General features: G+C 70.9%; 24 protein-coding genes. 10 read left to right on the top strand and 14 right to left on the bottom strand.

Annotated elements, in window-relative coordinates:
* Positions 1 to 19: 19 nt before the first annotated feature.
* The 3 genes from HNR02_RS13335 to HNR02_RS13325 all read right to left on the bottom strand — a co-directional run bounded on the left by HNR02_RS13335 (position 20) and on the right by HNR02_RS13325 (position 2,378).
* The gene (locus HNR02_RS13335) at positions 20 to 1,144 is read right to left on the bottom strand and encodes a C45 family autoproteolytic acyltransferase/hydrolase (protein WP_179773508.1); all 1,125 of its coding nucleotides are present in this window, start codon (positions 1,142 to 1,144) and stop codon (positions 20 to 22) included.
* Positions 1,141 to 1,671 carry a GNAT family N-acetyltransferase gene (locus HNR02_RS13330; protein ID WP_179773507.1) on the bottom strand — a complete coding sequence of 177 codons (531 nt, stop codon included), beginning with the start codon at positions 1,669 to 1,671 and terminating at the stop codon, positions 1,141 to 1,143. Before HNR02_RS13330 ends, HNR02_RS13335 begins: the two co-directional genes overlap by 4 nt.
* Positions 1,672 to 1,796: 125 nt before the next feature.
* The gene (locus tag HNR02_RS13325; RefSeq protein ID WP_179773506.1) at positions 1,797 to 2,378 is read right to left on the bottom strand and encodes a dihydrofolate reductase family protein; all 582 of its coding nucleotides are present in this window, start codon (positions 2,376 to 2,378) and stop codon (positions 1,797 to 1,799) included.
* 108 nt (positions 2,379 to 2,486) lie between these two features.
* On the opposite strand from HNR02_RS13325, the gene HNR02_RS13320 reads away from it, so the two are divergent.
* Positions 2,487 to 4,964 carry a helix-turn-helix transcriptional regulator gene (locus HNR02_RS13320; protein ID WP_179773505.1) on the top strand — a complete coding sequence of 826 codons (2,478 nt, stop codon included), beginning with the start codon at positions 2,487 to 2,489 and terminating at the stop codon, positions 4,962 to 4,964.
* Here the strand turns inward: HNR02_RS13320 and HNR02_RS13315 are convergent.
* The gene (locus tag HNR02_RS13315) at positions 4,952 to 5,179 is read right to left on the bottom strand and encodes a hypothetical protein (RefSeq protein WP_179773504.1); all 228 of its coding nucleotides are present in this window, start codon (positions 5,177 to 5,179) and stop codon (positions 4,952 to 4,954) included. The two genes, HNR02_RS13320 and HNR02_RS13315, sit on opposite strands and share 13 nt — an antisense overlap.
* A 149-nt stretch (positions 5,180 to 5,328) precedes the next feature.
* On the opposite strand from HNR02_RS13315, the gene HNR02_RS13310 reads away from it, so the two are divergent.
* Positions 5,329 to 6,507, top strand: coding sequence for a thiolase family protein (locus tag HNR02_RS13310; protein WP_179773503.1), 1,179 nt, complete (start codon positions 5,329 to 5,331; stop codon positions 6,505 to 6,507).
* 29 nt (positions 6,508 to 6,536) lie between these two features.
* On the opposite strand, the gene HNR02_RS13305 is transcribed toward HNR02_RS13310, so the two are convergent.
* Positions 6,537 to 7,622 (bottom strand): calcium:cation antiporter, encoded by a 1,086-nt coding sequence (locus tag HNR02_RS13305; protein WP_179773502.1) that lies wholly within the window; start codon positions 7,620 to 7,622, stop codon positions 6,537 to 6,539.
* Between the two features lie 209 nt (positions 7,623 to 7,831).
* On the opposite strand from HNR02_RS13305, the gene HNR02_RS13300 reads away from it, so the two are divergent.
* On the top strand, positions 7,832 to 8,869 hold the full coding sequence (locus tag HNR02_RS13300) for a hypothetical protein (protein WP_179773501.1): 1,038 nt from the start codon (positions 7,832 to 7,834) through the stop codon (positions 8,867 to 8,869).
* Positions 8,870 to 9,021: 152 nt separating this feature from the next.
* Here HNR02_RS13300 and HNR02_RS13295 read toward each other — a convergent pair whose 3' ends face one another.
* Genes HNR02_RS13295 through HNR02_RS13285 form a run of 3 tightly spaced genes read right to left on the bottom strand, consistent with a single transcriptional unit; the run spans position 9,022 to position 11,406 of the window.
* Positions 9,022 to 9,222 (bottom strand): hypothetical protein, encoded by a 201-nt coding sequence (locus tag HNR02_RS13295; RefSeq protein ID WP_179773500.1) that lies wholly within the window; start codon positions 9,220 to 9,222, stop codon positions 9,022 to 9,024.
* 11 nt (positions 9,223 to 9,233) lie between these two features.
* Positions 9,234 to 10,361, bottom strand: coding sequence for a fatty acid desaturase family protein (locus HNR02_RS13290; RefSeq protein ID WP_179773499.1), 1,128 nt, complete (start codon positions 10,359 to 10,361; stop codon positions 9,234 to 9,236).
* A gap of 10 nt (positions 10,362 to 10,371) precedes the next feature.
* Positions 10,372 to 11,406 (bottom strand): ferredoxin reductase, encoded by a 1,035-nt coding sequence (locus HNR02_RS13285; protein ID WP_179773498.1) that lies wholly within the window; start codon positions 11,404 to 11,406, stop codon positions 10,372 to 10,374.
* A 92-nt stretch (positions 11,407 to 11,498) separates the two neighbouring features.
* Between HNR02_RS13285 and HNR02_RS13280 the strand changes: the two genes are divergently transcribed.
* The 4 genes from HNR02_RS13280 to HNR02_RS13265 all read left to right on the top strand — a co-directional run bounded on the left by HNR02_RS13280 (position 11,499) and on the right by HNR02_RS13265 (position 13,635).
* On the top strand, positions 11,499 to 12,164 hold the full coding sequence (locus HNR02_RS13280) for a TetR family transcriptional regulator (RefSeq protein WP_312860991.1): 666 nt from the start codon (positions 11,499 to 11,501) through the stop codon (positions 12,162 to 12,164).
* Positions 12,165 to 12,225: 61 nt separating this feature from the next.
* The gene (locus HNR02_RS13275) at positions 12,226 to 12,675 is read left to right on the top strand and encodes a hypothetical protein (protein ID WP_179773497.1); all 450 of its coding nucleotides are present in this window, start codon (positions 12,226 to 12,228) and stop codon (positions 12,673 to 12,675) included.
* A 49-nt stretch (positions 12,676 to 12,724) separates the two neighbouring features.
* Positions 12,725 to 13,078 (top strand): hypothetical protein, encoded by a 354-nt coding sequence (locus HNR02_RS13270; RefSeq protein WP_179773496.1) that lies wholly within the window; start codon positions 12,725 to 12,727, stop codon positions 13,076 to 13,078.
* Between the two features lie 170 nt (positions 13,079 to 13,248).
* Complete coding sequence (locus HNR02_RS13265; RefSeq protein WP_179773495.1) at positions 13,249 to 13,635, top strand: DUF6401 family natural product biosynthesis protein; 387 nt, start codon at positions 13,249 to 13,251, stop codon at positions 13,633 to 13,635.
* A 57-nt stretch (positions 13,636 to 13,692) separates the two neighbouring features.
* On the opposite strand, the gene HNR02_RS13260 is transcribed toward HNR02_RS13265, so the two are convergent.
* Positions 13,693 to 14,532, bottom strand: coding sequence for a mechanosensitive ion channel family protein (locus HNR02_RS13260; RefSeq protein ID WP_179773494.1), 840 nt, complete (start codon positions 14,530 to 14,532; stop codon positions 13,693 to 13,695).
* Between the two features lie 98 nt (positions 14,533 to 14,630).
* Positions 14,631 to 15,614, bottom strand: a complete 984-nt coding sequence (locus tag HNR02_RS13255; RefSeq protein ID WP_179773493.1) for a ribonuclease Z — start codon at positions 15,612 to 15,614, stop codon at positions 14,631 to 14,633.
* A gap of 119 nt (positions 15,615 to 15,733) precedes the next feature.
* Between HNR02_RS13255 and HNR02_RS13250 the strand changes: the two genes are divergently transcribed.
* Together HNR02_RS13250 and HNR02_RS13245 are read left to right on the top strand one after the other, a co-directional pair.
* The gene (locus tag HNR02_RS13250; RefSeq protein ID WP_179773492.1) at positions 15,734 to 16,156 is read left to right on the top strand and encodes a YciI family protein; all 423 of its coding nucleotides are present in this window, start codon (positions 15,734 to 15,736) and stop codon (positions 16,154 to 16,156) included.
* A 43-nt stretch (positions 16,157 to 16,199) separates the two neighbouring features.
* Positions 16,200 to 17,465, top strand: coding sequence for an RNA polymerase sigma factor (locus tag HNR02_RS13245; RefSeq protein ID WP_312861143.1), 1,266 nt, complete (start codon positions 16,200 to 16,202; stop codon positions 17,463 to 17,465).
* A gap of 38 nt (positions 17,466 to 17,503) precedes the next feature.
* On the opposite strand, the gene HNR02_RS13240 is transcribed toward HNR02_RS13245, so the two are convergent.
* Positions 17,504 to 18,094, bottom strand: a complete 591-nt coding sequence (locus tag HNR02_RS13240) for a TetR/AcrR family transcriptional regulator (RefSeq protein WP_312860990.1) — start codon at positions 18,092 to 18,094, stop codon at positions 17,504 to 17,506.
* Between the two features lie 79 nt (positions 18,095 to 18,173).
* On the opposite strand from HNR02_RS13240, the gene mca reads away from it, so the two are divergent.
* Entirely contained in the window at positions 18,174 to 18,995 is an 822-nt protein-coding gene (gene mca / locus HNR02_RS13235; RefSeq protein ID WP_179773489.1) for a mycothiol conjugate amidase Mca, read from the top strand.
* Here the strand turns inward: mca and HNR02_RS13230 are convergent.
* The 3 genes from HNR02_RS13230 to HNR02_RS13220 form a co-directional block, all read right to left on the bottom strand.
* Positions 18,970 to 19,626, bottom strand: a complete 657-nt coding sequence (locus tag HNR02_RS13230; RefSeq protein ID WP_179773488.1) for a rhomboid family intramembrane serine protease — start codon at positions 19,624 to 19,626, stop codon at positions 18,970 to 18,972. The genes mca and HNR02_RS13230 overlap by 26 nt on opposite strands.
* Positions 19,623 to 20,663 carry an ABC-2 transporter permease gene (locus HNR02_RS13225; protein WP_179773487.1) on the bottom strand — a complete coding sequence of 347 codons (1,041 nt, stop codon included), beginning with the start codon at positions 20,661 to 20,663 and terminating at the stop codon, positions 19,623 to 19,625. Before HNR02_RS13225 ends, HNR02_RS13230 begins: the two co-directional genes overlap by 4 nt.
* Positions 20,664 to 20,841: 178 nt before the next feature.
* A complete protein-coding gene (locus HNR02_RS13220; protein WP_179773486.1) occupies positions 20,842 to 22,161 on the bottom strand; it encodes an aminotransferase-like domain-containing protein in 1,320 nt (439 codons plus the stop codon).
* Positions 22,162 to 22,206 lie beyond the last annotated feature (45 nt).

The raw sequence follows: 22,206 nt of genomic DNA, 5'->3' as shown, positions 1-22,206 counted from the left end.
GCGGCCTCAGGCCGACCCCTCAGCCAGCCCGGAAACTCAGCTCCTCGCTGTAGCGCGGGATTCCGTCCTCGGCGTCGCCCAGGTAGAAGTGCGTCGACATGGTCGCGGTGGGCACGTCGAAGACCGAGCGCCACAGGGTGCGAGCCGGGAGCCCGTCGGCGGTCGCGGCCGTGATGGCGACCTTCGAAAGCGCCTCGCGCAGTGATTCGGCCGACTGGAGCCCTTCGCCGACCTCCTCGGCGATCGTGCGGTAGCGGTGGAAGGTCCGCATCGTTTCCTCGTTGTCCGGCGGCAGGTCCGAGGCGGCCGGGTAGCGGTGGAGCGGGTGGTTGGTCAGGCACAGCGGGCCGTCCGCGAGGTCGTGGATGTACTCGGCGCCGCCGGGCGCCCGCTCCCACACGAACGCGTCGCCCGAGGCGTCGGCGATCAGGTAGTGCAACGGGGTGCCCAGGTCGTACTGCTTGGCGTGCAACAGGGCGGTCCGCGCCTCCTCCGCGCTGCCACAGGTGTCCAGCACGAACCGCGGCAGCTGGACCGGGCTCAATCCGACCTGCGGGCCCGCGGGCACGGGCGCGCTCGCCGATTCGGCGTCGGCGATCAGCAGGGCCACGGTCACACCGGCCGAGTTCACGCCCTCCATGCAGCCGTCGAGTTCGTTCATCGTCAACGCCACCACGCCGGGGGTCCGGAGCACGTACGGCCGCGACGCCATCGGCGCCTCGCCGGACCGGACCGCCTCGCCCGACAACAGGGCGAACAACTCCGTCGCGCTCGTGGTGAAGAAGTCGTAGTTGCGGCCGAACAGCCCATGCCCCTCCTTGGTGACCGACGGCGGCAGGAAAGTCACCGTGCAGGCTGAACCCCGCGGCACGCCGGTGAGCCCGTCCAGGTGATGCGTCTCCACCGAGACGCTGAGGGCATCGGCCGCGCCCGCGATCCGGGCGTGGTGCTGCGGCCAGTGCTCGGCGAACCACCGGCACCGCGCGCGAGCCATCCGCGGGTCGGCCGCCACCGGCGCCCAGCCGTAGGCCGTCCGGGCTTCCGCGGCCAGCCGGGCGCCGATCGCTTCCTGCGATCCGGTCTGCTCCAGCAGCCGCACGGTCATGAAGTCGCCGGGGCCGCCGGCGATCGTGGTCGCGGTCATGGGTTCTCTCCTCGGGGTTCGCGCCACATCGGCCACAGCCGCGGGCCGTCGGGCAGGGTGACCGGCTCGCCGAGGAACTCGAAGCCGTGCCGCCGGTACAGCGGCACGCTCCTCGGCGAACTCGCTTCCAGGTACGCCGGCAGCCCCTCCGCGTCCGCGCGGGACAGCCGGCTGGTCAGCAGCGCCGAACCGATCCCGCGACCGGGTTCCGCGACACCGAGGAACGGCAGGTACAGGTGCTCGCGATCGTGCGGGTGGCGGGCTCGCAGCAGCTCGGTGAACGCGGCCAGCCGCGGCTCGCGGGGATCCGGTTCGCCGAACGGCGGCTCACCGGCCGCCAGCCGCAGCCAGACCGCGACGCCCGGTCCGTCCACCATCAGCTCGCCGGTGGCGGCGGAGCGCTCGACGGCGTCGCCGAAGACGAACGGCATGGCCCGCGAGCGCATCTCGTCGTCAGGGAACAACCAGTGCGCCAGCGGATCGTCGCGGAAGGCCGCGGTCAGGACTTCGATCGGCGTGATGGCCATGCGTACAACGTACGAATGGCAGGCGAAGCCTGGCAAGGAAACCGACCGAAAACGGGGGTAAACCCCACTCCATCCCTGAGGTAGACCCGATGCGCACTAGTGCACCGGGTCTCGCGTCGCGCCCCTCAGCTCCGCGTGACCTCGTAGGCCAGGTGCGTGACCCCGTTGCCCTCGACGACGGTCGGGTTGCCCAGGCGCACCGGCGCCTTCCCCAGGTTCTCGAACCAGCGCACACCTTCGCCGAGCAGGACCGGCACCTGGTCGACGTGGATGCCGTCCAGCAGTCCGGCGTCCAGCGCCTGCTGGGCGATCTTCGCGCTCGCGACCACCACGTTCTTCCCGCCCGCCAGCTCGGTCGCCACCCGCACCGCCTCCTCGACGCCGGACACGAAGCGGAAGTCCGACGGCCCGTCCGCGGGCGGTTCGTGGGTGACCACCACGACCGGGACGCCCATCGGGTGTCTGCCGCCCCAGCCCTGGGTGATGTCGTACAGGTGGCGGCCGGCGATCAGCGCGCCGACGCCCGCCAGCGCGGCCTTCATGTACTCGGCGCTCGACGGCGACATCCGGAACGTCGCCCACTCCACCGCGGTCGGCACCTCGACCTCGCCGTTGCCCATCCAGCCGAACAGCAGGTCGATGCCGTCGCCGGGATCGGCGATGAACCCGTCGAGCGACATGGACATGTTGGCGATGACCTTGCTCATTTCTCGTTCTCCTTCGTCTCGTGAACCGGACATGCCCCAATCTGCCCGGATCACGGGCCGGGAATATCGGCCACCTGGCCACGTTCGGAGGTGGCAGACTGATCCGCGATGTCAGCCACCCTGCCGCCGCAGGTCACCCCGTTCGTCGGGCGCGGTCCGGAACCGGACGCGCTCACGGCGGAACTCGCGGCCAACCGCCTGGTCACCGTGGCCGGGCCGGGCGGGTGCGGCAAGACGCGGCTGGCGCTGCGGGTCGCCGCGCGGCAGGACGACGTGTGCTGGGCCGACCTCACCGCCACCGCGGATCCGTCGGTCGTGCCGAAGCTGCTCGCCGCCGCGACCGGAACGCTGCTCACCCCGGACCACGGCTCGCTGCCCCGGCAGATCGGCGACCGCCGGGTTCTGGTGTGCCTGGACAACTGCGAGCACGTGCTCGCCGCGGCCGCCGAAGTCACCCTCGAACTGGTCGCCGCCTGCCCGAACGTCACCGTCCTCGCCACCAGCCGGGAACCGCTCGGCATCCCGGGCGAACGGGTTTGGCGGGTGCCCCCGCTCAGCGCCGCCGACGCCGTCGCGCTCTTCCGGGCCCGCTCGGGCACCGGCGAGAACACCGCGACGAGCACGCTGTGCGCGCGGCTGGACGGGATTCCGCTGGCGATCGAGCTGGCCGCGGCCTGGTCCGGCACGCTCACCGTGCCCGAGATCCTGCGGGGCCTCGACGACCGGTTCACCCTGCTCGTGCGCGGCCCGCGCGGGGTGACGGCACGGCATCAGACGCTCGCGGCGTCCATGGCGTGGAGTCACGACCTGCTCGACGAACCCGACCGCGTGTTGTTCCGGCGGCTCGGCGTGTTCCGGGGCGGCTTCACGCTCGGTACCGCCACCGGCGTGTGCGGTCCGGCTCGGATGGAAGTCCTCACCGGACTCGGGCGGCTGGTCGACAAGTCGCTCGTCGTCGCGGACACCGCCGGGTCCTCCACGCGGTACCGGATGCTGGAAACGGTCCGCCAGTACGCCCTCGCGAAGCTGGTGTCCTCCGGGGAGGAGCAGGACGTCCGTGAGCGGCACCTCGGCACGTTCCTGGCGCTCGCCGAGGAAGCCGAACCCCTGCTCGGCAAGGACAAGGACGCGCGGCGCGCGATCGTGGCCGCCGACCAGGAGAACCTGCGTGCGGCGATCGAGTTCGGCCTGGCCGCGGACGATCCGGACCGCGGGCGGCGGCTGGCCGCGTCGCTGGCGTGGCTGTGGCACCTGGGCGGCCGTGGCCACGAGGGCCTGACGCTGTTGCGCCACGCGATCGACCGCGGCCCCGACGGCACCGCACTGCAGGCGCGCCTGCTGACCGGACTCGCCCTCGTCGCCGACACCACCCAGCCGGTGGAACACGACGCGGCACGGGCCGCGCTCGACATCGTCCCGGACGACGGACTGGCCACGCTCCTGCACGCGCTCAGCGAACTCGTTCGTGACTTCGACTCCGCCGCCGCGCTCGCCGGCCGGGCACGCACGAGCGACGACGGTTTCGTCCGCGATGGGGCCACCGCGCTGCTGGGCATCATCCACCACCTGCGCGACGACCACGAAAAGGCCGTTCCCCTGCTGGAAAACGCGATCGACGGGCTGCTCCGGCGCAACGACCGCGGGGTGGCCTCGACCGCGCTCGCCTTCCTGGCGAGCACCGCGCTCCACATCGGACAGATGGAGCGGGCCCGCGAGCTCGCCACCGAAAGCGTGCGGGTGGCGAGGCCGTTGGAGGACTACCACCGCATCGGCTCCGCGACGAGCGTCCTTGCGACGATCGAGGGCACCGCGGGGCGGATCGACGAGGCCCGCGCGGTGCTCGACCCGATGGTCCGGCTCGTCGACGGCGCCGAGTCACCGCCGTTCGTACCGGGTCTGGCCAGGGCGAAGGGCTACCTGCACCTGTGGTCGGGCGAGCCGTCCGAGGCGATCGGGTGGTTCCGCCGCGAGGCCGACGACGAGCACCTCACTCCGCCCACCCTGGTCGGGCTCGCCGAGGCCCTCCGGCTGGCCGGTGATCGCGAAGCGGCGGCCACGGCCTGTGCACGTGCCCTCACCGCGGCCCGCCGGGCCGGCATGCCGAAGGTGATCGCCGACGCGCTCGAACAGTCGGCGTACCTCGCGGACGATCCCGCCGACCTGCACCACGAAGCGCTCGCGATCCGCGCCGAGCGCGGGTTGTGGTTGTCCTGCGTGCGCAGTCTGGAAGCACTTTCCGCCCACGACGAACCGTTACGGCACGCATGCGAGCGCGCGCGACGGGAGATGGGCCTGCCACACGGCGACGTGCCCAGCACCGCCATGTCACTGCAGGACGCGATCGCCTACGCCCGGCGGCCCCGTGGCAAGCGCGGCAGGCCGGCGAGCGGCTGGGAAAGCCTCACCCCGACCGAAGAGAGTGTGGTGCGCCTGGCCGTGCAGGGCCTCAGCAACCCGGAGATCGGCACCCGGTTGTTCATGAGCCGCAGCACGGTCAAGACGCACCTGTCCCACATCTACGCCAAGCTCGGCGTCACGAACCGCACCGAGCTGGCCGCGGCGAGCGCCGCCCGTCAGATGACGTAGAGCCACCACCGCTGGCTCGCCGGGCTCGATTCGTGGTAGTCGCATTCGTAAGCACGGTGGCCCCCGACGTAGACCAGCGGCTTGCCGACCGCCTCGCACTTGGCCTTCGTCGAGTACTTGCCGTACGGGTCCTGGGCGGCCGCCGTACCCGCGGTGCCCAGCAGGACGCCGAGCGAGGTCACGGTGATCGCACCGGCCGCCAGAAAACGTTTCACATTCTTTCCGGTGTTCATGCCAACGTTGAACCACGGCAGGTCAAGGCTCCCACTGGACGCAACCAGTACGCCGCTCTTCGCGCACGTGGCAACACCCTCTCGACGTGGGACCGCGAACGGGCGACGCTGTCCGTGCAGAGGAGGCAAGCATGACCGATGTCGTGATCGCCGGCGCCGCGATGACCCGGTTCGGGAAGTTCGGCGGCAGCACGATCCGGTCGCTGTCCGAGGAGGCCGTGTCCGACGCGCTGGCCGACGCCGGACTGACCCCGGCCGAGGTCGGCATGGTGTTCTTCGCCAACGCCGCGGCCGGGATGCTGACCGGTCAGGAGATGATCCGCGGCCAGGTCGCGTTGCGGCACACCGGGCTGCTCGGCGCGCCGATCGTCAACGTCGAGAACGCCTGCGCGTCGGCGTCCACCGCGTTCCACCTCGCCGTGACCGCGGTGGCGGGTGGCGCCGTCGACGTCGCGCTCGCGGTCGGCGTGGAAAAGCTGACCCACCACGACAAGACGAAGTCGTTCGCCGCCATCGCCACGGCTGTCGACCAGCTGGAACCGGGTGAGCTGAGGCAGTGGACGGACACCGAGTGCGCGGGCAGGGGCTCGTTGTTCATGGACATCTACGCCGCGCAGACCCGCGCGTACATGGCGCGCACCGGCGCGACCGCGGCCGACTTCGCCGAGGTGTCGGTGAAGAGCCACGACCACGCGTCGCTGAACCCGAAGGCGCAGTACCGGGAACGCGTCACCGCGGGCGAGGTGCTGGCGAGCCGTCTGGTGTCCGAACCGCTGACCGTGCTCATGTGCTCGCCGCTCGGTGACGGTGCCGCCGCGATCGTCGTGTGCTCGGCCGCCCGTGCCCGCGCGCTCGGCGTTTCGGGTGTGCGGGTGCGGGGTTGCGCGCTGGTGTCCGGCGACGGCGAAAAGGGCTCGCTGCAGCGCGCGGCGACGCGGGCGTTCAACTCCGCCGGGCTGGGCCCGGAGGACCTGGACGTGCTGGAGATCCACGACGCGGCGGCCCCGGCCGAGCTGATGGTGTACGAGGATCTCGGGCTCTGCGGCGAGGGCCAGGGGGCGGCGCTGCTGCGGTCCGGGCAGACCCGGCTGGGCGGCAGCTGCGTGGTCAACCCCAGCGGCGGGCTGCTCGCGAAGGGACATCCCATCGGCGCCACCGGGTGCGGCCAGCTCGTGGAGCTGACCGACCAGCTGCGCGGCCGGTGCGGGCCGCGCCAGGTCCCCGGCGCCCGTGTCGCGCTGGCCGAAAACGGCGGCGGTTTCCTGGGCCGCGATACCGCGGCGATGGTGGTCACGATCCTGGCGACCTAGGAGGCACGGTGGACGACGTGGTGGCGTGGCTAGGGATTCACCGCCAGGAAGATGAACGCGGCCAGCAGCGCGAGGTGCACTCCGCCCTGCAGCGGGGTCGCGCGGCCGGGCACGACGGTCAGCACGCCGGTCACCACGGTGAGCGCGAGGAGCACCAGGTGGGTGCTGCCGAGGCCGAGCACGAGCGTGCCGGGCAGCCAGATCGAGGCGAGCGCGATGGCCGGAATGGTCAGGCCGATGCTCGCCATCGCCGAACCGAGCGCGAGGTTGAGGCTGGTCTGGATCCGGTCGCGCAGGGCGGCCCGCAGCGCGGCGAGGGTTTCCGGCAACAGCACGAGCAGCGCGATCACCACGCCGACCACCGCGTGCGGCAGTCCGGCGCTGTCCACCCCGCGTTCGATCGCCGGGGACACCGCCTTCGCGTCACCGACCACCGCCACGAGCGCGATCAGCAGGAAGGCCAGGCTCGTCCAGGCCGCGCCGGCGCTGGGTGGTTCGGCGTGCTCGTCGGCGCCCTGCTTGACCGGGAGGAAGTAGTCGCGGTGCCGGTAGGTCTGCATCGCGACGAACAACCCGTACAGCACGAGCGACGCCACGCCCGCGAAGGCCAGTTGCGCCGGCGAGAACTCCGGACCGGGACGGCTGGTCGTGAACGCAGGCAGGACCAGGCTCAGCGTGGCCAGCGTCGCCACGGTCGCCAGCGCGGCACCCGCGCCCTCGGCGTTGAACACCGCGACCCGGTGCCGCAGCGCACCGACCAGCAGTGAGACACCGAGGATGCCGTTGCAGGTGATCATCACGGCGGCGAACACCGTATCCCGCGCGAGAGTGGCGCTTTTCGGACCGCCGTCAGCCATCAGAGTGACGATCAAGGCGACTTCGATCACCGTGACGGCGACGGCCAGCACGAGTGACCCGAACGGCTCACCGATCCGGTGCGCGACGACCTCCGCGTGGTGGACGGCGGCGAGCACGGCCGCGGCCAGGCACAGCGCGACCACGATGACGAGCGGCAACGGCAACGTCCGGCCCCAGCTGAACAACAGCGCGACGATGGCCACCAGAGGGGCGAGGATGGTCCAGTCGGTCAGCCAGGAGCGAATGCGGGTGGCCACGGGCCTCACCCTGCCACAGGGACCTGCCCTCGGCCGGGCTTGCGCGCGGCCCGGGAGTGTGGTGCCCTTTCACTCCTGAGGGGTTTGTGATCGCGCGATGGAGCGACCTGCGTCACACCGTGGTACCGATACTGGAGGCCCGGGCGATACAAGGCGCGTCAGGTCATCCCGAGCGCGACACTGAACGAGTGACGAGGAAGGTACGCCCTGTGACTACGGGTGCCCACAGCAAGGGAGCCGGAAGCGGGACGACCACCGTCGCCGATCTGCTCGCTCGCAGTGATCGCCCGGTGCGTCAGCGTCACTCCCGCGCCGGGGTCCCCGAGCCCTCGCCGGTCGAGATGACGATGCCGAACATGGTCGCGGCGATCTCCGTGCTCGACTCGAAGTCCCCGCGCCGTCTGGAGCGCCCGCCCGTCGCGGGCGCCGCCGGGATGCGGGTGTTCGGGACCGGTTCGTTCGGTTCGGCCGGCACGGTCGGGGCGACGTCGCGCGGCAGCGACGAAGGCGACCGCACCGGGCGGACGACTGCGCCCGGCCGGATGAGCGGCGAGGCGACGCCCGCCGCGCTGGCCACCACGCCGGTGGCGTCACCGCCGGCGGCTCCCGCAGCGCCCGTCGAGGCTTCGACGTCCGAGACCATCGTCTTCGACGCCGTCGTGCCGGACGCGGCGGTCATCGACGGGCCGTCCGGGGACTCGCCCGCCGAGCCGTTGATCGTGTCCGTCGAGGCCGACACGCCACCTGCCAAGGAGCGGCGCCACCGGCCGCTGGTCCTGGCCACCGCGGGCGCCGGGCTCACCCTCGCCGGCGCGATGCTCGTCGGCGGATGGATCTCCGGGCCGGGCACCCCGGAGCCGGTCAGCCTCGCCGGTGGGCACGCCGCACCGCAGGAGCCGACGGTCAGCGATCCGGGTGAGCAGGCCGAGATCCTCGCGACCGAGGGCCGGTTCAGCGGCATCCTCCCGGTCGCCGAGACGAAGCAGGTCGCCGCGCCGCAGCAGACCGAGGCACCGAAGACGTCATCTCCCACGACCACGAAGAAGACGACTCGGCAGGCCGCGCCGAAGCAGACGCGGCAACAGCGGCAGATGCCGCGCGTGCAGATGCCGCGGTTCGACATCCCGCAGTACACGGTGCCCCACTTCGACCCGCCGCGGTACGGCGACTGGGACGACCGGAACCGCCACGACCGCGACTGGGGCCACGACTGGGACCACGACCGCGACGGGCGCCACCACCGCTGACGCCGACCGCGCCCGGCACACGCGCGAGTCCCACACTCCCGACCGCGAGTCCCACACTCCCGACGGCGAGTTCCACGCTCGCGGGCAATCCGCCGTCGCGGCACCCGCCGGAACGTGGGACTCGCGCGCGGGAGCGGGGGACTCGCGGCGGGTCAGTCGTCGTGGCGCGTGTCGGCGTTCGCGCGGCGGGCTGCTTCGCGCATCTCGAACAGGTCGCTCATCCAGTCGCCCGTCTCGCGGGCGATGTCGCGCACCGCGCCGGTGAGGATGGTGGCGATGTTGCCGATGTGGGTGGCTGCCGATTCGGTGAGCACCTGGACGGTGTCCTTCCCGCTCTCGATGGGGTCGACCATCACTCAGCCCTTCACGCCGCTCGAGAAACCTTGTCGCGCGCCAGCGTATCGGGCTCGGGAGCGCTGCGCTGCGGCTTCGGTGGCAACGCGAACTTGACGATCTTCTTCGCCACCGACCACAGCTGCTTGCGCAACGGGCCGGTGTTGTACGGCAAGCCGTACTTCTCGCAGATGGCACGCACTTCGGCCGCGATCTGCGGGTACCGCCGCGCCGGGATGTCCGGGAACAGGTGGTGCTCGATCTGGTGCGACAGGTTCCCGCTCAGGATGTGGAACAGCGGCCCGCCGGTGATGTTGGCCGAGCCGAGGATCTGCCGCAGGTACCACTGACCACGCGACTCGTTCTCGGTCTCCTCCTCGGTGAAGCTCTCCACGTCGGAGGGGAAGTGGCCGCAGAAGATGATCGCGAACGCCCACAGGTTGCGGGTCAGGTTCGCGGTCGCGTTGCCGAGGAACGTCAGCGGCGCGAGCGGGCCGGTGAGCAGCGGGAACAGCACGTAGTCCTTGCCGACCTGCTTCACCGCCTTCGGCGCCATCCGCGCGCGCATCTGCTTGAGCTCCGGGTCCGACCACTTCCGCTCGCCGCGGACGATCCGGTCGAACTCCAGGTCGTGCAGCATCACGCCCCACTGGAAGATGAACGCCAGCACGGTCGCGTACACCGGATTGCCCAGGTAGTACGGGTGCCACTTCTGCGCCGGGTCGATGCGCAGGATGCCGTACCCGATGTCGCGGTCCTTGTCGAGGACGTTGGTGAACGTGTGGTGGATGTAGTTGTGCGAGTGCCGCCAGTTCTCGGCGGGCGCCATCGTGTCCCACTCGAACTTCTGCGAGCTCAGCTCGGGGATGCGCGTCCAGTCGTACTGACCGTGCATGACGTTGTGGCCGATCTCCATGTTGTCGAGGATCTTGGCCAGCGACAGCGCACCGACGCCCGCCAGCCACGCCGGCGGGAAGAACCCGGCGAACAGCAGGGCGCGCCCGGCGACCTCCAGTCCGCGCTGGGTCCTGATGACGTTCATGATGTAGTCGACGTCGTCCTGGCCGAGATCGGCGACGATCCGCTGCCGGATCGCGTCCATCTCGCGGCCGAACGCCTCGATCTGCTCCGGCGTGAGCCGGTCCTGCAGGCCGGTCATGAGGTCTCCTTTACGCGTCGATTTCGACGTCCCCGGCGGGGACTGAGATGCAGAGCTGGATCTCTTCGTTGTCTTCGCCGGACACCTCGCCCGACTTCGCGTTGCGCACCCGGCCGCGGGCCTTGACCTTGGTGCAGGAGAAGCAGATGCCCATGCGGCACCCGTGCTCCGGGGACAGCCCGGCCTCCTCGGCCTGTTCCAGCAGCGGGCGGCCGGAGTTGGGGAACTCGACGCCGCTGTGGGCGAACCGCACGGTGCCCTCGGCGGCGGTTTCGTCGATCACCAGTTCCGGCGGCGTGAACTCTTCGGTGATCAGTTGTGCACCCAACTTCTCCCGGTCGTAGACGGCCCGCACCGCGTCCATCAGCGGCGCCGGACCGCAGACGTAGGCGGGCGCGTCGGCGTACCACGGGGCTGCCGCCACCAGGTGCTTCCGTGAGAAGAACCCGTCGCCCGCGTGCGTGTACGCGGTCACGACGCGCACGTTCGGCGCCTGGCGCGCGAGTTCGCCTGCGTAGAGCAGGTCCGCGGGGGTGTTGGCGTAGTGCAGGAACACGACTTCGCCGTCGTGACCCTCGTCGGCGAGCGTGCGCAGCATCGCCATCAGCGGCGTGATCCCGCTGCCGCCACTGATCATCAGCAGCCGCTTGGGACGCCGCCCGGGCAGGGTGAACGCGCCGTCGGCCTGGGACAGCCCGACGACCTGCCCCGGCCGCATCCGCTGGAGGTGCCCGGACACCAGGCCCTGCTCCTTGATCGTCAGCTCCAGCTGCCCGGCCCGGTGCTGCGACCCGGCGGGCGAGTAGCAGCGGGTGCGCCGGACGCCGTCGATGTCGACCGAGACCCGCACGTACTGCCCGGCCTGGAAACCGCGCCACGCGGAGCTCGGCCGCAGGGTCAGGGTGACCGTGTCCGCCGTCTGGTGCTCGACGGCCGTGACCTCGCCCCGGAGCTCACGGCGGACGAGCATCGGGTGGACGAGTTCGAGGTAGCGGTCGATGCCGTGCGGGGTGAGCAGCGCCTCGGCCAGCGCGGCGAGCCGCATGGTTCCTCCACGGGGGATCGATTTCGGAGAACACTTGTACACTCAATGGTGGCGCACCCGGCAGGGTCGCTGTCAACCCAGGGAGGTACGGCGTGACGGAGGTCGCACCCGAAGCCGGACGTAGGATCGCCGACGTGTCGGCCGAGCCCGTGAAACCGGTGAGCAGGCAGGAGCGCAAGCAGCGCACCCGCCAGGCGCTGCTGGACGCCGCGCTCGCCCAGCTCGCCGACCGGCCCTTCGCGGTACTGAGCCTGCGCGAGGTGACCAAGCGGGCCGAGATCGTGCCGACCGCCTTCTACCGGCACTTCACCTCGATGGACGAGCTGGGGCTGGTCCTGCTCGGGCAGTCGATGGACATCCTGCGGCGGATGCTGGACACGGCGCGGGACGCGGGCACCGACCTCGACGACGTCGTCCACACGGTCGTCACCACACTGCACGACTACACCCGCAAACATGAGACGCACTTCCGTTTCCTCACCCGGGAACGGCACGGCGGGACGGGCGCCGTGCCGCAGGCCGCGCGCACCGAGTTGCGGTTGTTCGCCGGAGAGCTGGCCATCGACCTCGCCCGGTTCGGCTGCCTGCGCTCATGGCGCAACGAGGACCTGCGGATGCTGGCCGAGCTGATCGTCACCATGCTCCTGGCCACCGCGCTGGAACTGATCGAAACGGTGCCGGAAACCGACGAACGCGTTCTGGCGACCGCGGAGAAACGACTGAAACTGATCGCGCTCGGAGCGGCACACTGGAAGTGACCCTCCTTCGAGGGACACGTGCGGTTTGCGTACCCCACACCGGCTTGCCACCGTCGGAATCATGCGAAAGATCGCCGTACTGGCCGCCGCCGCGTGCTCGTCCCTGTTCGCCGTCGCGCCCGCTTCCGCCGAGCCGGTCTTCCTGACGTCGTACTACGCCAACGGGTGGAGCCTGCGCATCGACGGCAGCGTGACGAAGGACGGCGACCAGGCCTATTCGATCGAGCTGAACCTTTCCGGCACATGCCCGTCCGCGCAGATGTTGAGCACGCCGAAAATGGGGGTGCGTTACCGCTCGCCACGCGAGGACTGGCACACGGAAATGTTCCCGTGTGGCACGATTCCCGGTCCCGTCCAGGGTTCCGGTTACCTTTTCCCCGGCGACAGCGTCGCGATCCAGGCCATCGGCGAGGGCGGTTTCCCGGCGTCGGCCGGGTACGGTTTCGAGGTCCAGGTGCGGCCCGCGGAGCCGGAAACCGCCCCTGAGACGGCACCCACCCCGAGCTTGTGATCATCGAACACCTGTTCTAGCGTCGTGCACGGAGGGTAGGGAGTGCACGATGAACCGGCAGGACGAGGAAGACCGCCTGGAGCGGAAACGGATCGCCGAGCTGGCGGAGGGGTGGCGCTCGACGGCGGGCGCGCTGCCGTTCTGGACCGAGGCGCGCGAGGGCGAGACGATCTTGCTGCGCAACCAGTTCGGCGATGAACTGCTGGTGACCCTGCACGGCCGCTGGGCGCACCATTTCGCGCTGTACCTGGGTTCGCTGCAGAAGACGGCGGGCTGCGCGCTGGCCGAGCTGCTCTGGACGATCGGCGGTCACGGTGACTCGGTGCAGATCCGCCGCCAGGCGGTCGAACTCCTGCGCGCGATGCTGCTGGAGGAGCCCCGTTCACCCGGTCGACAACGGTGACGCTGCGTGACGCGGCTGCCGCCGCCGAGCGCTTGGTGACGTTGGGCACTCGCGGCGGAAGCTTCCGGTGATCCGCCGCTCACAGCCCGTTCCCGCGCCGAGGAACGGAACCATGTCGATCGTGCAAACCCGCGTCCACGGCACGGAAATCGAGAGCTACCGTGGAAGTCATGTTCGGTTTGGCCGCGGTCTGGGCGGAACGATCGTCCCGCCGGACACTGGATCACCTGCACAGTCAGCTCGGTGCCGCGGGGCTCGTCGCCGCCGTCGCGACCGCGCCGGGACTGGCCGCGGTCGTCGACCAGCACTCGGCGGCGGTGCGCGACATCCTCGCCGCCGGCGTGGAAAGTTCCGCGGCGGTCGGAGGTGTCGTGCTGCTCGCCGGCTACGCACGCGGGCTGCTCGACCACGCGCGCGAAGCCGGATGGCGGCTCACCGTGCCGCACGGGCCCGAGTCCGGCCCGATGGACTGGCTCACCTTCCGGCTGCTCGCGGTCTGCTCGCTGGCCACCTCGATGGACGCCCCGCGGTACGGCGCCGAACTCGAACCGCGCTGACACGGGGAACGGCCGGTCCGTCGCCGGACCGGCCGTCTCTCCCTGTGCTCCCCTGGCTTACCGGAAGCTCTCCGGCGGGCGCATGGTGCCGGTCTCGGAGCTCACCGAACCGGTCGGGCTGCGCATCTCCTGCGTGGCCTCCTCGGCGGTCGGGGCGGTGGTCGCGCGGCTGGCGTCCTCACGTCCCCGCTGGTATGCCTCGGCGTGCGCGCGTGCCGCCGGGATCTGCTCCTCGGCACGGCCCAGCCAGCGCTCCCAGCGCTGCTGCATCGGCCGCACCAGGCCACCACCGGCACCGACGATGACGACACCGGCGACCATCGCGAGCACGGTGACCAGCACCGGTGTGGTGACGGTCGTGGCGACGCCGATCTGGTTCAGCGCCGCGATGATGCCCAGCGCCCAGATGAACACCGCGGCGATCGTGCCCAGCGTCTTGCCGTAGGACAGGCCGCTCAGCGCGCTGCCGATCATGTCCTTCACCGCGCGGGCGATCGCACCGGCGATGACCACGATGATGATCGCGACCGCGGCCTTCGGCAGCCACGCGACGATGCCCGACAGCAGCCCGCTCACCGGGTTCGGGCCCCACACGCCGAAGGCGAACTGCAGGGTGATCAGCAGCACCGCGTAGTACACGAGCTTGGCGATGATGTCGGACGCGTCGTACTTGCTCTTGGCGAGCATCTGTTTGATGCCGCCCCGCTCGACCACCCGGTCGAACCCGACCCGCCCGAGGATCTTGCCGACGAGCTTGCCCAGTGCTTTGGCGATGAACCAGCCGATCGCGAGGATCACCAGGAACGCGATGAACTTCGGCACGAAGGTCGCCACCGCGCTCCAGGCGTTGGACACACCCTGGCCGAAGTCGACCGCCGCCAGGTTGGACGTTGCCACTGGCCTCTCTCCCTTCCCGTTGCAGGAGCAACCCGCGCCCCGTTTCTGAAGCGCTTTCGATCCAGTGGCTACCCAGGTCCGGTGGCCCCACACCTCTACTACCTGCGCATATCCCCCACATGTGTGATACGCGCCTCGTCGCCGCGGGAGTCCGGCCGGGCCCGCCCCGGGCTCCTGACCGGCACCGGCACGCGGCTGACGTCCTCCGCGACCACGATCTCGCCACCGAAGGCTTCCGCCGCCTCCACCCGGAAGAGTCCGGGGTCGGCGTACCGCTGCGAGAAGTGCGACAGCACCAGCTTCCGCACCCCGCACTCGGCCGCCACCCGTCCGGCCTGCGCCGCCGTGAGGTGGCCGTACTCAGCGGCCAGCGCGGCGTCCGCGGAGAGGAACGTCGACTCGATCACCAGCAGGTCGGCACCCTCGGCCAGCTCGAACACCCCGTCGCACAACCGGGTGTCCATCACGAAGGCGAACCGTTGCCCGCGGCGGGGCTCGCTGACTTCCGCCAGCTCCACCCTGCGCCCGCCGACCTCGATCGCGCCCTCACGCCGCAGCCTGCCGACGGACGGGCCGTGGAGACCGAGCGCGGTCAACCGCTCCGGCAGCATCCGGTGCGTGTCCGGCTCGACCAGCTGGTACCCGAACGACTCCACCGGATGTTCCAGTCGCCGCGCCACCAAGTGACCAAAGCCGCCCGTCGCGATCACACCCGGCCCCGACACCGGCGACTCCACCAGCTCCGCCGTCTCGTGGAACACGCTCGCGTGCCGGAGCCGCGCGAAGTACTCGGCGCCGGACTCGGGGAAGTGCGCGATGACCGGGTGCCGCACGCCGTCCAGCGACAACCGCTGCACCACACCCGGCACGCCCAGGCAGTGGTCGCCGTGGAAGTGGGTCAGGCAGATGCGCGTGATCGAACTGGCGGCCACCCCGGCGAACAGCATCTGCCGCTGGGTGCCTTCGCCGGGGTCGAACAGCAGACCTTCACCGTCCCAGCGCAGCAGGTAACCGTTGTGGTTGCGGGTGCGGGTCGGCACTTGGCTGCCGGTTCCCAGCACGACGAGTTCACGGACGGACACGCTGGAGACCCTACGGCGCCCGCCGGGAGAGTTCGCGAAAGAAAATTGTCCGGCTTTGTCGATTCGCCCGGTCCTCGATCGATGTCATCGTGACGTCCCACGAGAGCAGGGAGAAGACGATGAAGTTCATGGTTCTGGTCAAGGCCGACGAGACCACCGAGGGCGGCGCGATGCCCACCGAGCAGGAACTCACCGAGATGGGCAAGTTCAACGAGGAGCTGGTCAAGGCAGGCGTGATGCTCGCGGGCGAGGGGCTGCTCCCCAGCTCGAAGGGCGCCCGGCTGCGTTACTCGGACCAGGGCACGACGGTGCTCGACGGCCCGTTCACCGAAACCAAGGAGCTGATCGCGGGCTTCTGGATCCTTGAGGTGTCCTCGCGTGCGGAGGTCATCGAGTGGATGAAGCGGGCGCCGTTCCGTGACACGACGATCGAGATCCGGCAGGTCGCCTCCGAGGACGACTTCGGCGACGCCATGACGCCGGAGCTGCGTGAGCGCGAGGAGCGGATGCGCAGGCAGGTCGAGGAGCGGCACGGCTCGTAAGAGGTCTTGCCGTCGCCGGAGCGAGGTGGTGTGCTCGGTGACCGTGACGGTCACCGAGGCACATCGCAGCATCGACGCCGTGTGGCGCATCGAGTCGGCGAAGCTGATCGCGGCACTGGCGCGCATGGTGCGGGATGTCGGACTGGCCGAGGAGCTGGCGCAGGACGCGCTGGTCGCCGCGCTCGAACAGTGGCCGTCCTCCGGTGTGCCGTCCAACCCCGGCGCGTGGTTGATGACGATCGCCAAGCGCCGTGCCATCGACCACTTCCGGCACCGGAAAATGGCGCAGCGCAAGCACGAGGAGCTCGGGCTCGACCTGGAAACCACCCAGGACGCGATCGAGGTCGAGCCGGACGAGGTTCCCGACGATCTGCTGCGCCTGATCTTCACGGCATGCCACCCGGTGCTGTCCACGGAGGCCCGGGTGGCGTTGACCCTGCGCCTGCTGGGCGGCCTCACGACCGACGAGATCGCGCGCGCGTTCCTGGTGCCGGAAACAACGGTGGCGCAACGGATCGTGCGGGCGAAGCGGACGCTCGCGCGGAAGAAGGTGCCCTACGAGGTACCGGTCGGGGCCGAGCTGGCGGAGCGGCTGGGGTCCGTGCTGGAGGTCGTGTACCTGGTCTTCAACGAGGGCTACTCCGCCACCGCCGGCGACGACTGGATGCGCCCCGCGTTGTGCGCCGACGCGATCCGGCTGGGCCGGATCCTCGCCGGGCTCGCGCCGCGGGAGCCGGAGGTGTCCGGTCTGGTGGCGCTGATGGAACTGCAGGCGTCGCGGGCGCGGGCGAGGGTGACCGCGGACGGCGAGCCGATCCTGCTGCTGGACCAGAACCGCGCGAAGTGGGATCGGCTGCTGATCGGGCACGGCCTGGCGGCGCTGGCGCGGGCCGAAACACTGGCCGGTGAGGCCCGGCGGGGCCCGTACACGCTGCAGGCCGCGATCGCCGCGTGCCACGCCCGTGCGGGTGCGCCGGAGGACACGGACTGGGCGCGGATCGCGGCGCTGTACGGCGAGCTGGCCGACGTGATGCCGTCGCCGGTGGTCGAACTGAACCGCGCGGTGGCCGTGTCGATGGCGCGAGGTCCCGAGGCCGCGTTGCCACTGGTGGACGCGCTGGCCGCCGAGCCCACCCTCGCGCGGTACCACCTGCTGCCCACCGTCCGCGGCGATCTCCTGGCGAAGGTCGGCCGGTTCGAGGAAGCGAAGGCCGAGTTCGCACGGGCCGCCGAGCTGACGCGCAACGCACGGGAACGCGAAGTGCTGATCGCACGAGCGAAGCAGGCTTCGACAGGCAACGCAGGCTGACCGCGACGGATACCGTCTCTCCCCGGGTGCACTTCGGCTCAGCCGAGCTTCCCCAATCCGGTCTCCAGCAGATCGAACATCTGCCCCGCCAGCGCCTCCACCGCCCGCACGATCTCCGCCTCATCCTCCCGTTCTGCGGTGCGCCGAAGGACTTCATCGAACAGCAGGCGGTACACCCCGGCGATCTGCGCGGCCGCGGCCCGCACCACACCGGCAGGCACGTCCACCGTCGCGTGCAATGCCTCCGCCAGCGCCTTCTCCCGTTCCTCGTGCAGCTCCCGCAGCCGGGCGAGCAGGGTAGGGCTTCCGACGATCATCCCGGCGAACTCCGGCCCGGAGAACCCGAGCAGCGCGTCACGACGCTCCAGGCCGTCGAACCAGGCCCGCCGGTGGGCGGCGACCAGCGGACGGCCACGCACGGACGCGAGCACCGCCACGAACTCCTCGTGCACGTCGAAGACCAGGTCCTCCTTGCGCGCGAAGTGGTTGGTCACGGTCATCTTCGCCACCTCGGCCGCCGCCGCGACCTGCGCGATCGTCACCTCGTCGAAGCCCCGTTCGATGAACAGGCACGTCGCGACATCCGAGATCGTCTGCCGGGTCCGCTGCTTCCGTTGCCCACGCTCCACACGCACACCTTAGAAATAAATTAGGTTTGACACAATATTGGGTTCAACCTAAATTAGGTCGAACCCAAGAGGAGGTCCGATGCGCCTGATGGCCGTCCACGCCCATCCCGACGACGAGTCCAGCAAGGGTGCCGCCACGCTGGCCCGCTACGCCGCGGAAGGCGCCGAGGTCCTGGTGGTCACCTGCACCGGCGGTGAGCGCGGCGACGTGCTCAACCCGCGTCTCGATACCCCGGAGACCCGCGCGCACCTGCCGGAAATCCGGCGTCGCGAGATGGCCCGCGCACGGGAGATCCTCGGTGTACGGCAACGGTTCCTGGGCTTCCGCGACTCCGGCCTGACCGGCGACCCGCCGGCCGACGGTTTCGCGCGGCAACCGCTCGAAACCGCCGTCCGCAAGCTCGTCGAGGTCGTCCGCGAGTTCCGCCCGGACGTGCTCGTCACCTACGACGAAACCGGTGGCTACCCGCACCCCGACCACATCCGGACCCACGAGGTCGCGGTCGCCGCCTTCGACGCCGTCGCCGGAACGCCTTGGCGGATAACGAAGTTGTACTACCTGGTCGCGCTGACCCGCCCGTGGTTCCAGGCCATGCACGACGCGATGACCGTCCGCGGTCTGGACTCCGGGATGACCGAGGTGCTGGCCGGCCTGCCGGAGACCGAAATCCCGGTCACGACGCGGATCCCGTGCGCCGACTACTTCGCCGTGCGGGACCGCGCGCTGCTGGCGCACGAGACCCAGGTCGATCCGGACCACCCGTTCCTGCGCCACCCGCGCGACCTCGAACGCGAGGTGTGGCCGACCGAGGACTACGTCCTGGCCCGGTCACTGGTCCCCGCCGACCCGCCGGAGGACGATCTGTTCGCCGGGATCAGGGCGTCGGCGGATCGAGGGTGATCGTCGGGCCCGCCGGCGCCGGCTCGACCTGCTTGCGCCTGCGCTCCCGGAACACCCAGCCACCGATGACACCCGCCGCGAATCCGAACAGGTGCCCCTGCCAGCTGATGCCCTCCTCGGCGGGCAGCAGCGCGGCGAACTGGTAGGCGAAGCACAACGCCATGACGAGCCCGATCACGATGTCGATCGGCCGGCGGTCGAACAGGCCACGCACGATGATGTAACCGAAGTAGCCGAGCACGACACCGCTCGCGCCCACCGTCACGGTGTTCTCGCCCGCGATGAACCAGACGCCGAGCCCGCTGCCGACGATGATGAGCGCCGTGACGGCGAAGAACTTGCGCACCCCGCGGTAGGCGGCGAGGAACCCGAAGATGAACAGCGGCCCCGAATTCCCCTCGATGTGCCCCCAGCTGCCGTGCAGGAACGGCGCGGTGAAGATCTCCGGCAGCGAGCCGACGTTGCGGGACTCGATACCGAAGTCGAAGCTGAGCCGGTAGTCGGCGGCCCAGTTGAAGATCTGGACGATCCAGATGAGGGCGAGGAACCCGACCATGACCCACAGCGCCTTGCGCGCCTCGGCGATCATGGCCTGCGCTTCTTCTCCGCTGGGCAGGGAGCGTTCCGTCATCCGGCCAGGGTAGTCGAAGCAGCGGCGTTTTCCTTGCGGATGCGCAGCGCCGAAGCCACCAGCGTGACGACCAGTCCGGCCACGCCCCACACGACGAGCACGAGGATCGGGCCGCCGGTCGCGTTGCCACCGAAGTACACTTCGTTGCGGATCCCCGTGGTACCGGCGCCGTTCGGCAGGAAGTCACCGATCGCGCGCCAGAACGGGGGAAGCAGCTCCTTCTGGTAGGCGCCGCCCGCGCTCGGATTGCCGAGGATCACGAAGATCAGCACCGTGATGCCGACACCGATGACGCCGAACAGCACCTGGAAGGCCATGGTCACGGTGGCGGCGGCGAAGGTCAGGGCCGCACCGATCCACCACAGCGACAGGAAGTGCCCGGTCAGCGCGCCGAGAGCCTGGTCGACGACGAGCGCGCCGCCCAACCCGGACACGATCGCGTAAGGCACCATCGCGGCGAGCCGGATCGCCGTGCGCCGCAACGTCGCCGGGCGCGCGCCCTTGGCGATGCCGAGCGCGGCGGCCGCGAGGTACCCGCCGACCAGCCAGCCGACGACGGCGTAGAACGCGCTGAGCCCGCGAGCGTCGCCGGGCTGCGCCGGAACGAGGTCGGTGACGGCGAGGGTGCGGTTCTGGGCGGTGTCGAGCTGGGTGAACACCTGCTCGACGGCGGTGGCGAGCGCGGGCCCGCCCGCCGTGGCGACGTAGAGGGTGTCGGTGGTGCCCGCGGTGTCGATGACGTAGGCCGCTTCGGCGTCGCGGTCGAGGACTCGCTGCCGCGCCTCGTCCGCGGTGGGACTCACCGAAGCCTCGATCGGCTGGTCCGCGATGGCGTCGATCTGCTCGACCGTCTGTTGTGGACCGACGACGGCCACCGGGATCCGGTGTGGCGCAGGGCTGTGGAACGCGCCGACGTAGGACAGGATGAAACCGAGTTGCAGGAGCAGCACGCCGAGCACGAGCAGGACGGTGCGCGGGGCGATCGCGTCACGGAGATCGGCGGCGAGGCCGCGCGGTCCGGCTTCTTCGGTGGTCATGGGCCGAACCTAAGCCGGTGGACGGCACCCTGCCCGCCGAACGTTCACCCGGTCCCGGGACGCCCTCACCGGAGCGGACCGCGCCGTCCCACTGCCGCCCGGCCGAGTCACGGCGAACGCCACAGCCGACGCAGCCGCACTGCCCCGCGGCGCACCTTCCACACCTCCGAGCCTCACCTCACTCCACTCCGACATCCTCCGGACGCGCCCGCGCCACCCCGGCCAGCACCTCCAACGCCTCAGCCAGCTCCGCCATCCCCGGCGACCCCAACGCCAACCGCACCGCGTTCGGTGCCCTGCCGGGGCTCACGGCGAACGCCGCGGCCGGCGACACCGCGATGCCACGCCGGGCGGCGGCCGCCACGAAGGTCTCCGCCCGCCACGGCTCCGGCAGCTCCCACCAGCAGTAGTAGGCCCGCGGATCCGCCCGCGGCGCGAAACCCGTCAGCCGCGAGCGCACCACCTCCTGCCGCGCCATCGCGTCCGCCCGCTTGGCGGCCTCGATCCGCGCCAGCGTCCCGTCGCCCATCAGCCGCGTCGCCGCCGCCAGCGCGAACTGCCCGGCCGCCCAGCCGCCCGACCGCACGGCCGCGACCAGCCGCTCCCGCAACGCCCGCGGCGCGACCACGAAACCGAGCGACAATCCCGGCGCCAACCGCTTCGACAGGCTGTCGAGCACGATCGTCCGCTCCGGCGCGATCTCCGCCACCGGCGCGATCTCCGGGTGCAGGAAGCTGTTGATCCCGTCGTCGATCAGCGGCAGGTCCCGCGCACACAGGGCTTCGGCCAGCGCTGCTCGCCGCGCGGCGGGCATCGTGATCCCGAGCGGGTTGTGCAGCACCGGCTGCAGGTAGACCGCGCGCAACCGCGGCGGGAGTTCCGGCACCACGCCGTCCGCGTCCATCTCCAGCGGCACCAGCGTGATCCCGAGCCGCGTTGCGATGCCCTTGACCACCGGGTACGTCATCGCCTCGATGCCCAGCCGCTCCCCGGGCGGCACCAGCGCGGCGACGGCGGCCGCGATCGCCTGCCGTCCGTTGCCGGTGAACACTAGGTCCGCGGGATCCGGCGACCACGCCCCACGGGCCAGAACCCGCGCGGCCTCGTCCCTGGCCGCGGCCGTTCCCGTCACGAGCGACGGCTTCAGCGCCTCACCGAGCACATCCGGGCGCATCAGCGGACCGAGGCTCGCCGCGATCGCCTCGGCCTGCGACGGCAGCACGGGGAAGTTCAGCTCCAGATCGACCGGCGCCGCGGACGGCTCGGCCAGCGCCGGCTCCGGTTTCGGCATCCCGGCGCGGACGAACGTGCCCCGCCCGGTCTCCCCGACCGCCAGCCCGCGTCGGACCAGCTCGCCGTAGACACGCGACGCCGTCGACACCGCGATGCCGCGCTGCCGGGCGAACCGGCGCTGCGGCGGAAGCCGGTCGCCCGGCCGCAGCCGTCCCGCGGCGATGTCGGCCGCCATCGCGTCGGCGATCAACCGGTAGTCCCGCATTATTGCTCCGAGATCAATGTTTTCATTGCACCGACCCTAGCAGCG

Source organism: Amycolatopsis endophytica (genome assembly GCF_013410405.1).
Lineage (GTDB): Bacteria > Actinomycetota > Actinomycetes > Mycobacteriales > Pseudonocardiaceae > Amycolatopsis_E > Amycolatopsis_E endophytica.
Note: the sequence above shows the minus strand (reverse complement) of the source record. Positions and strands in the feature narration are given on the sequence as shown.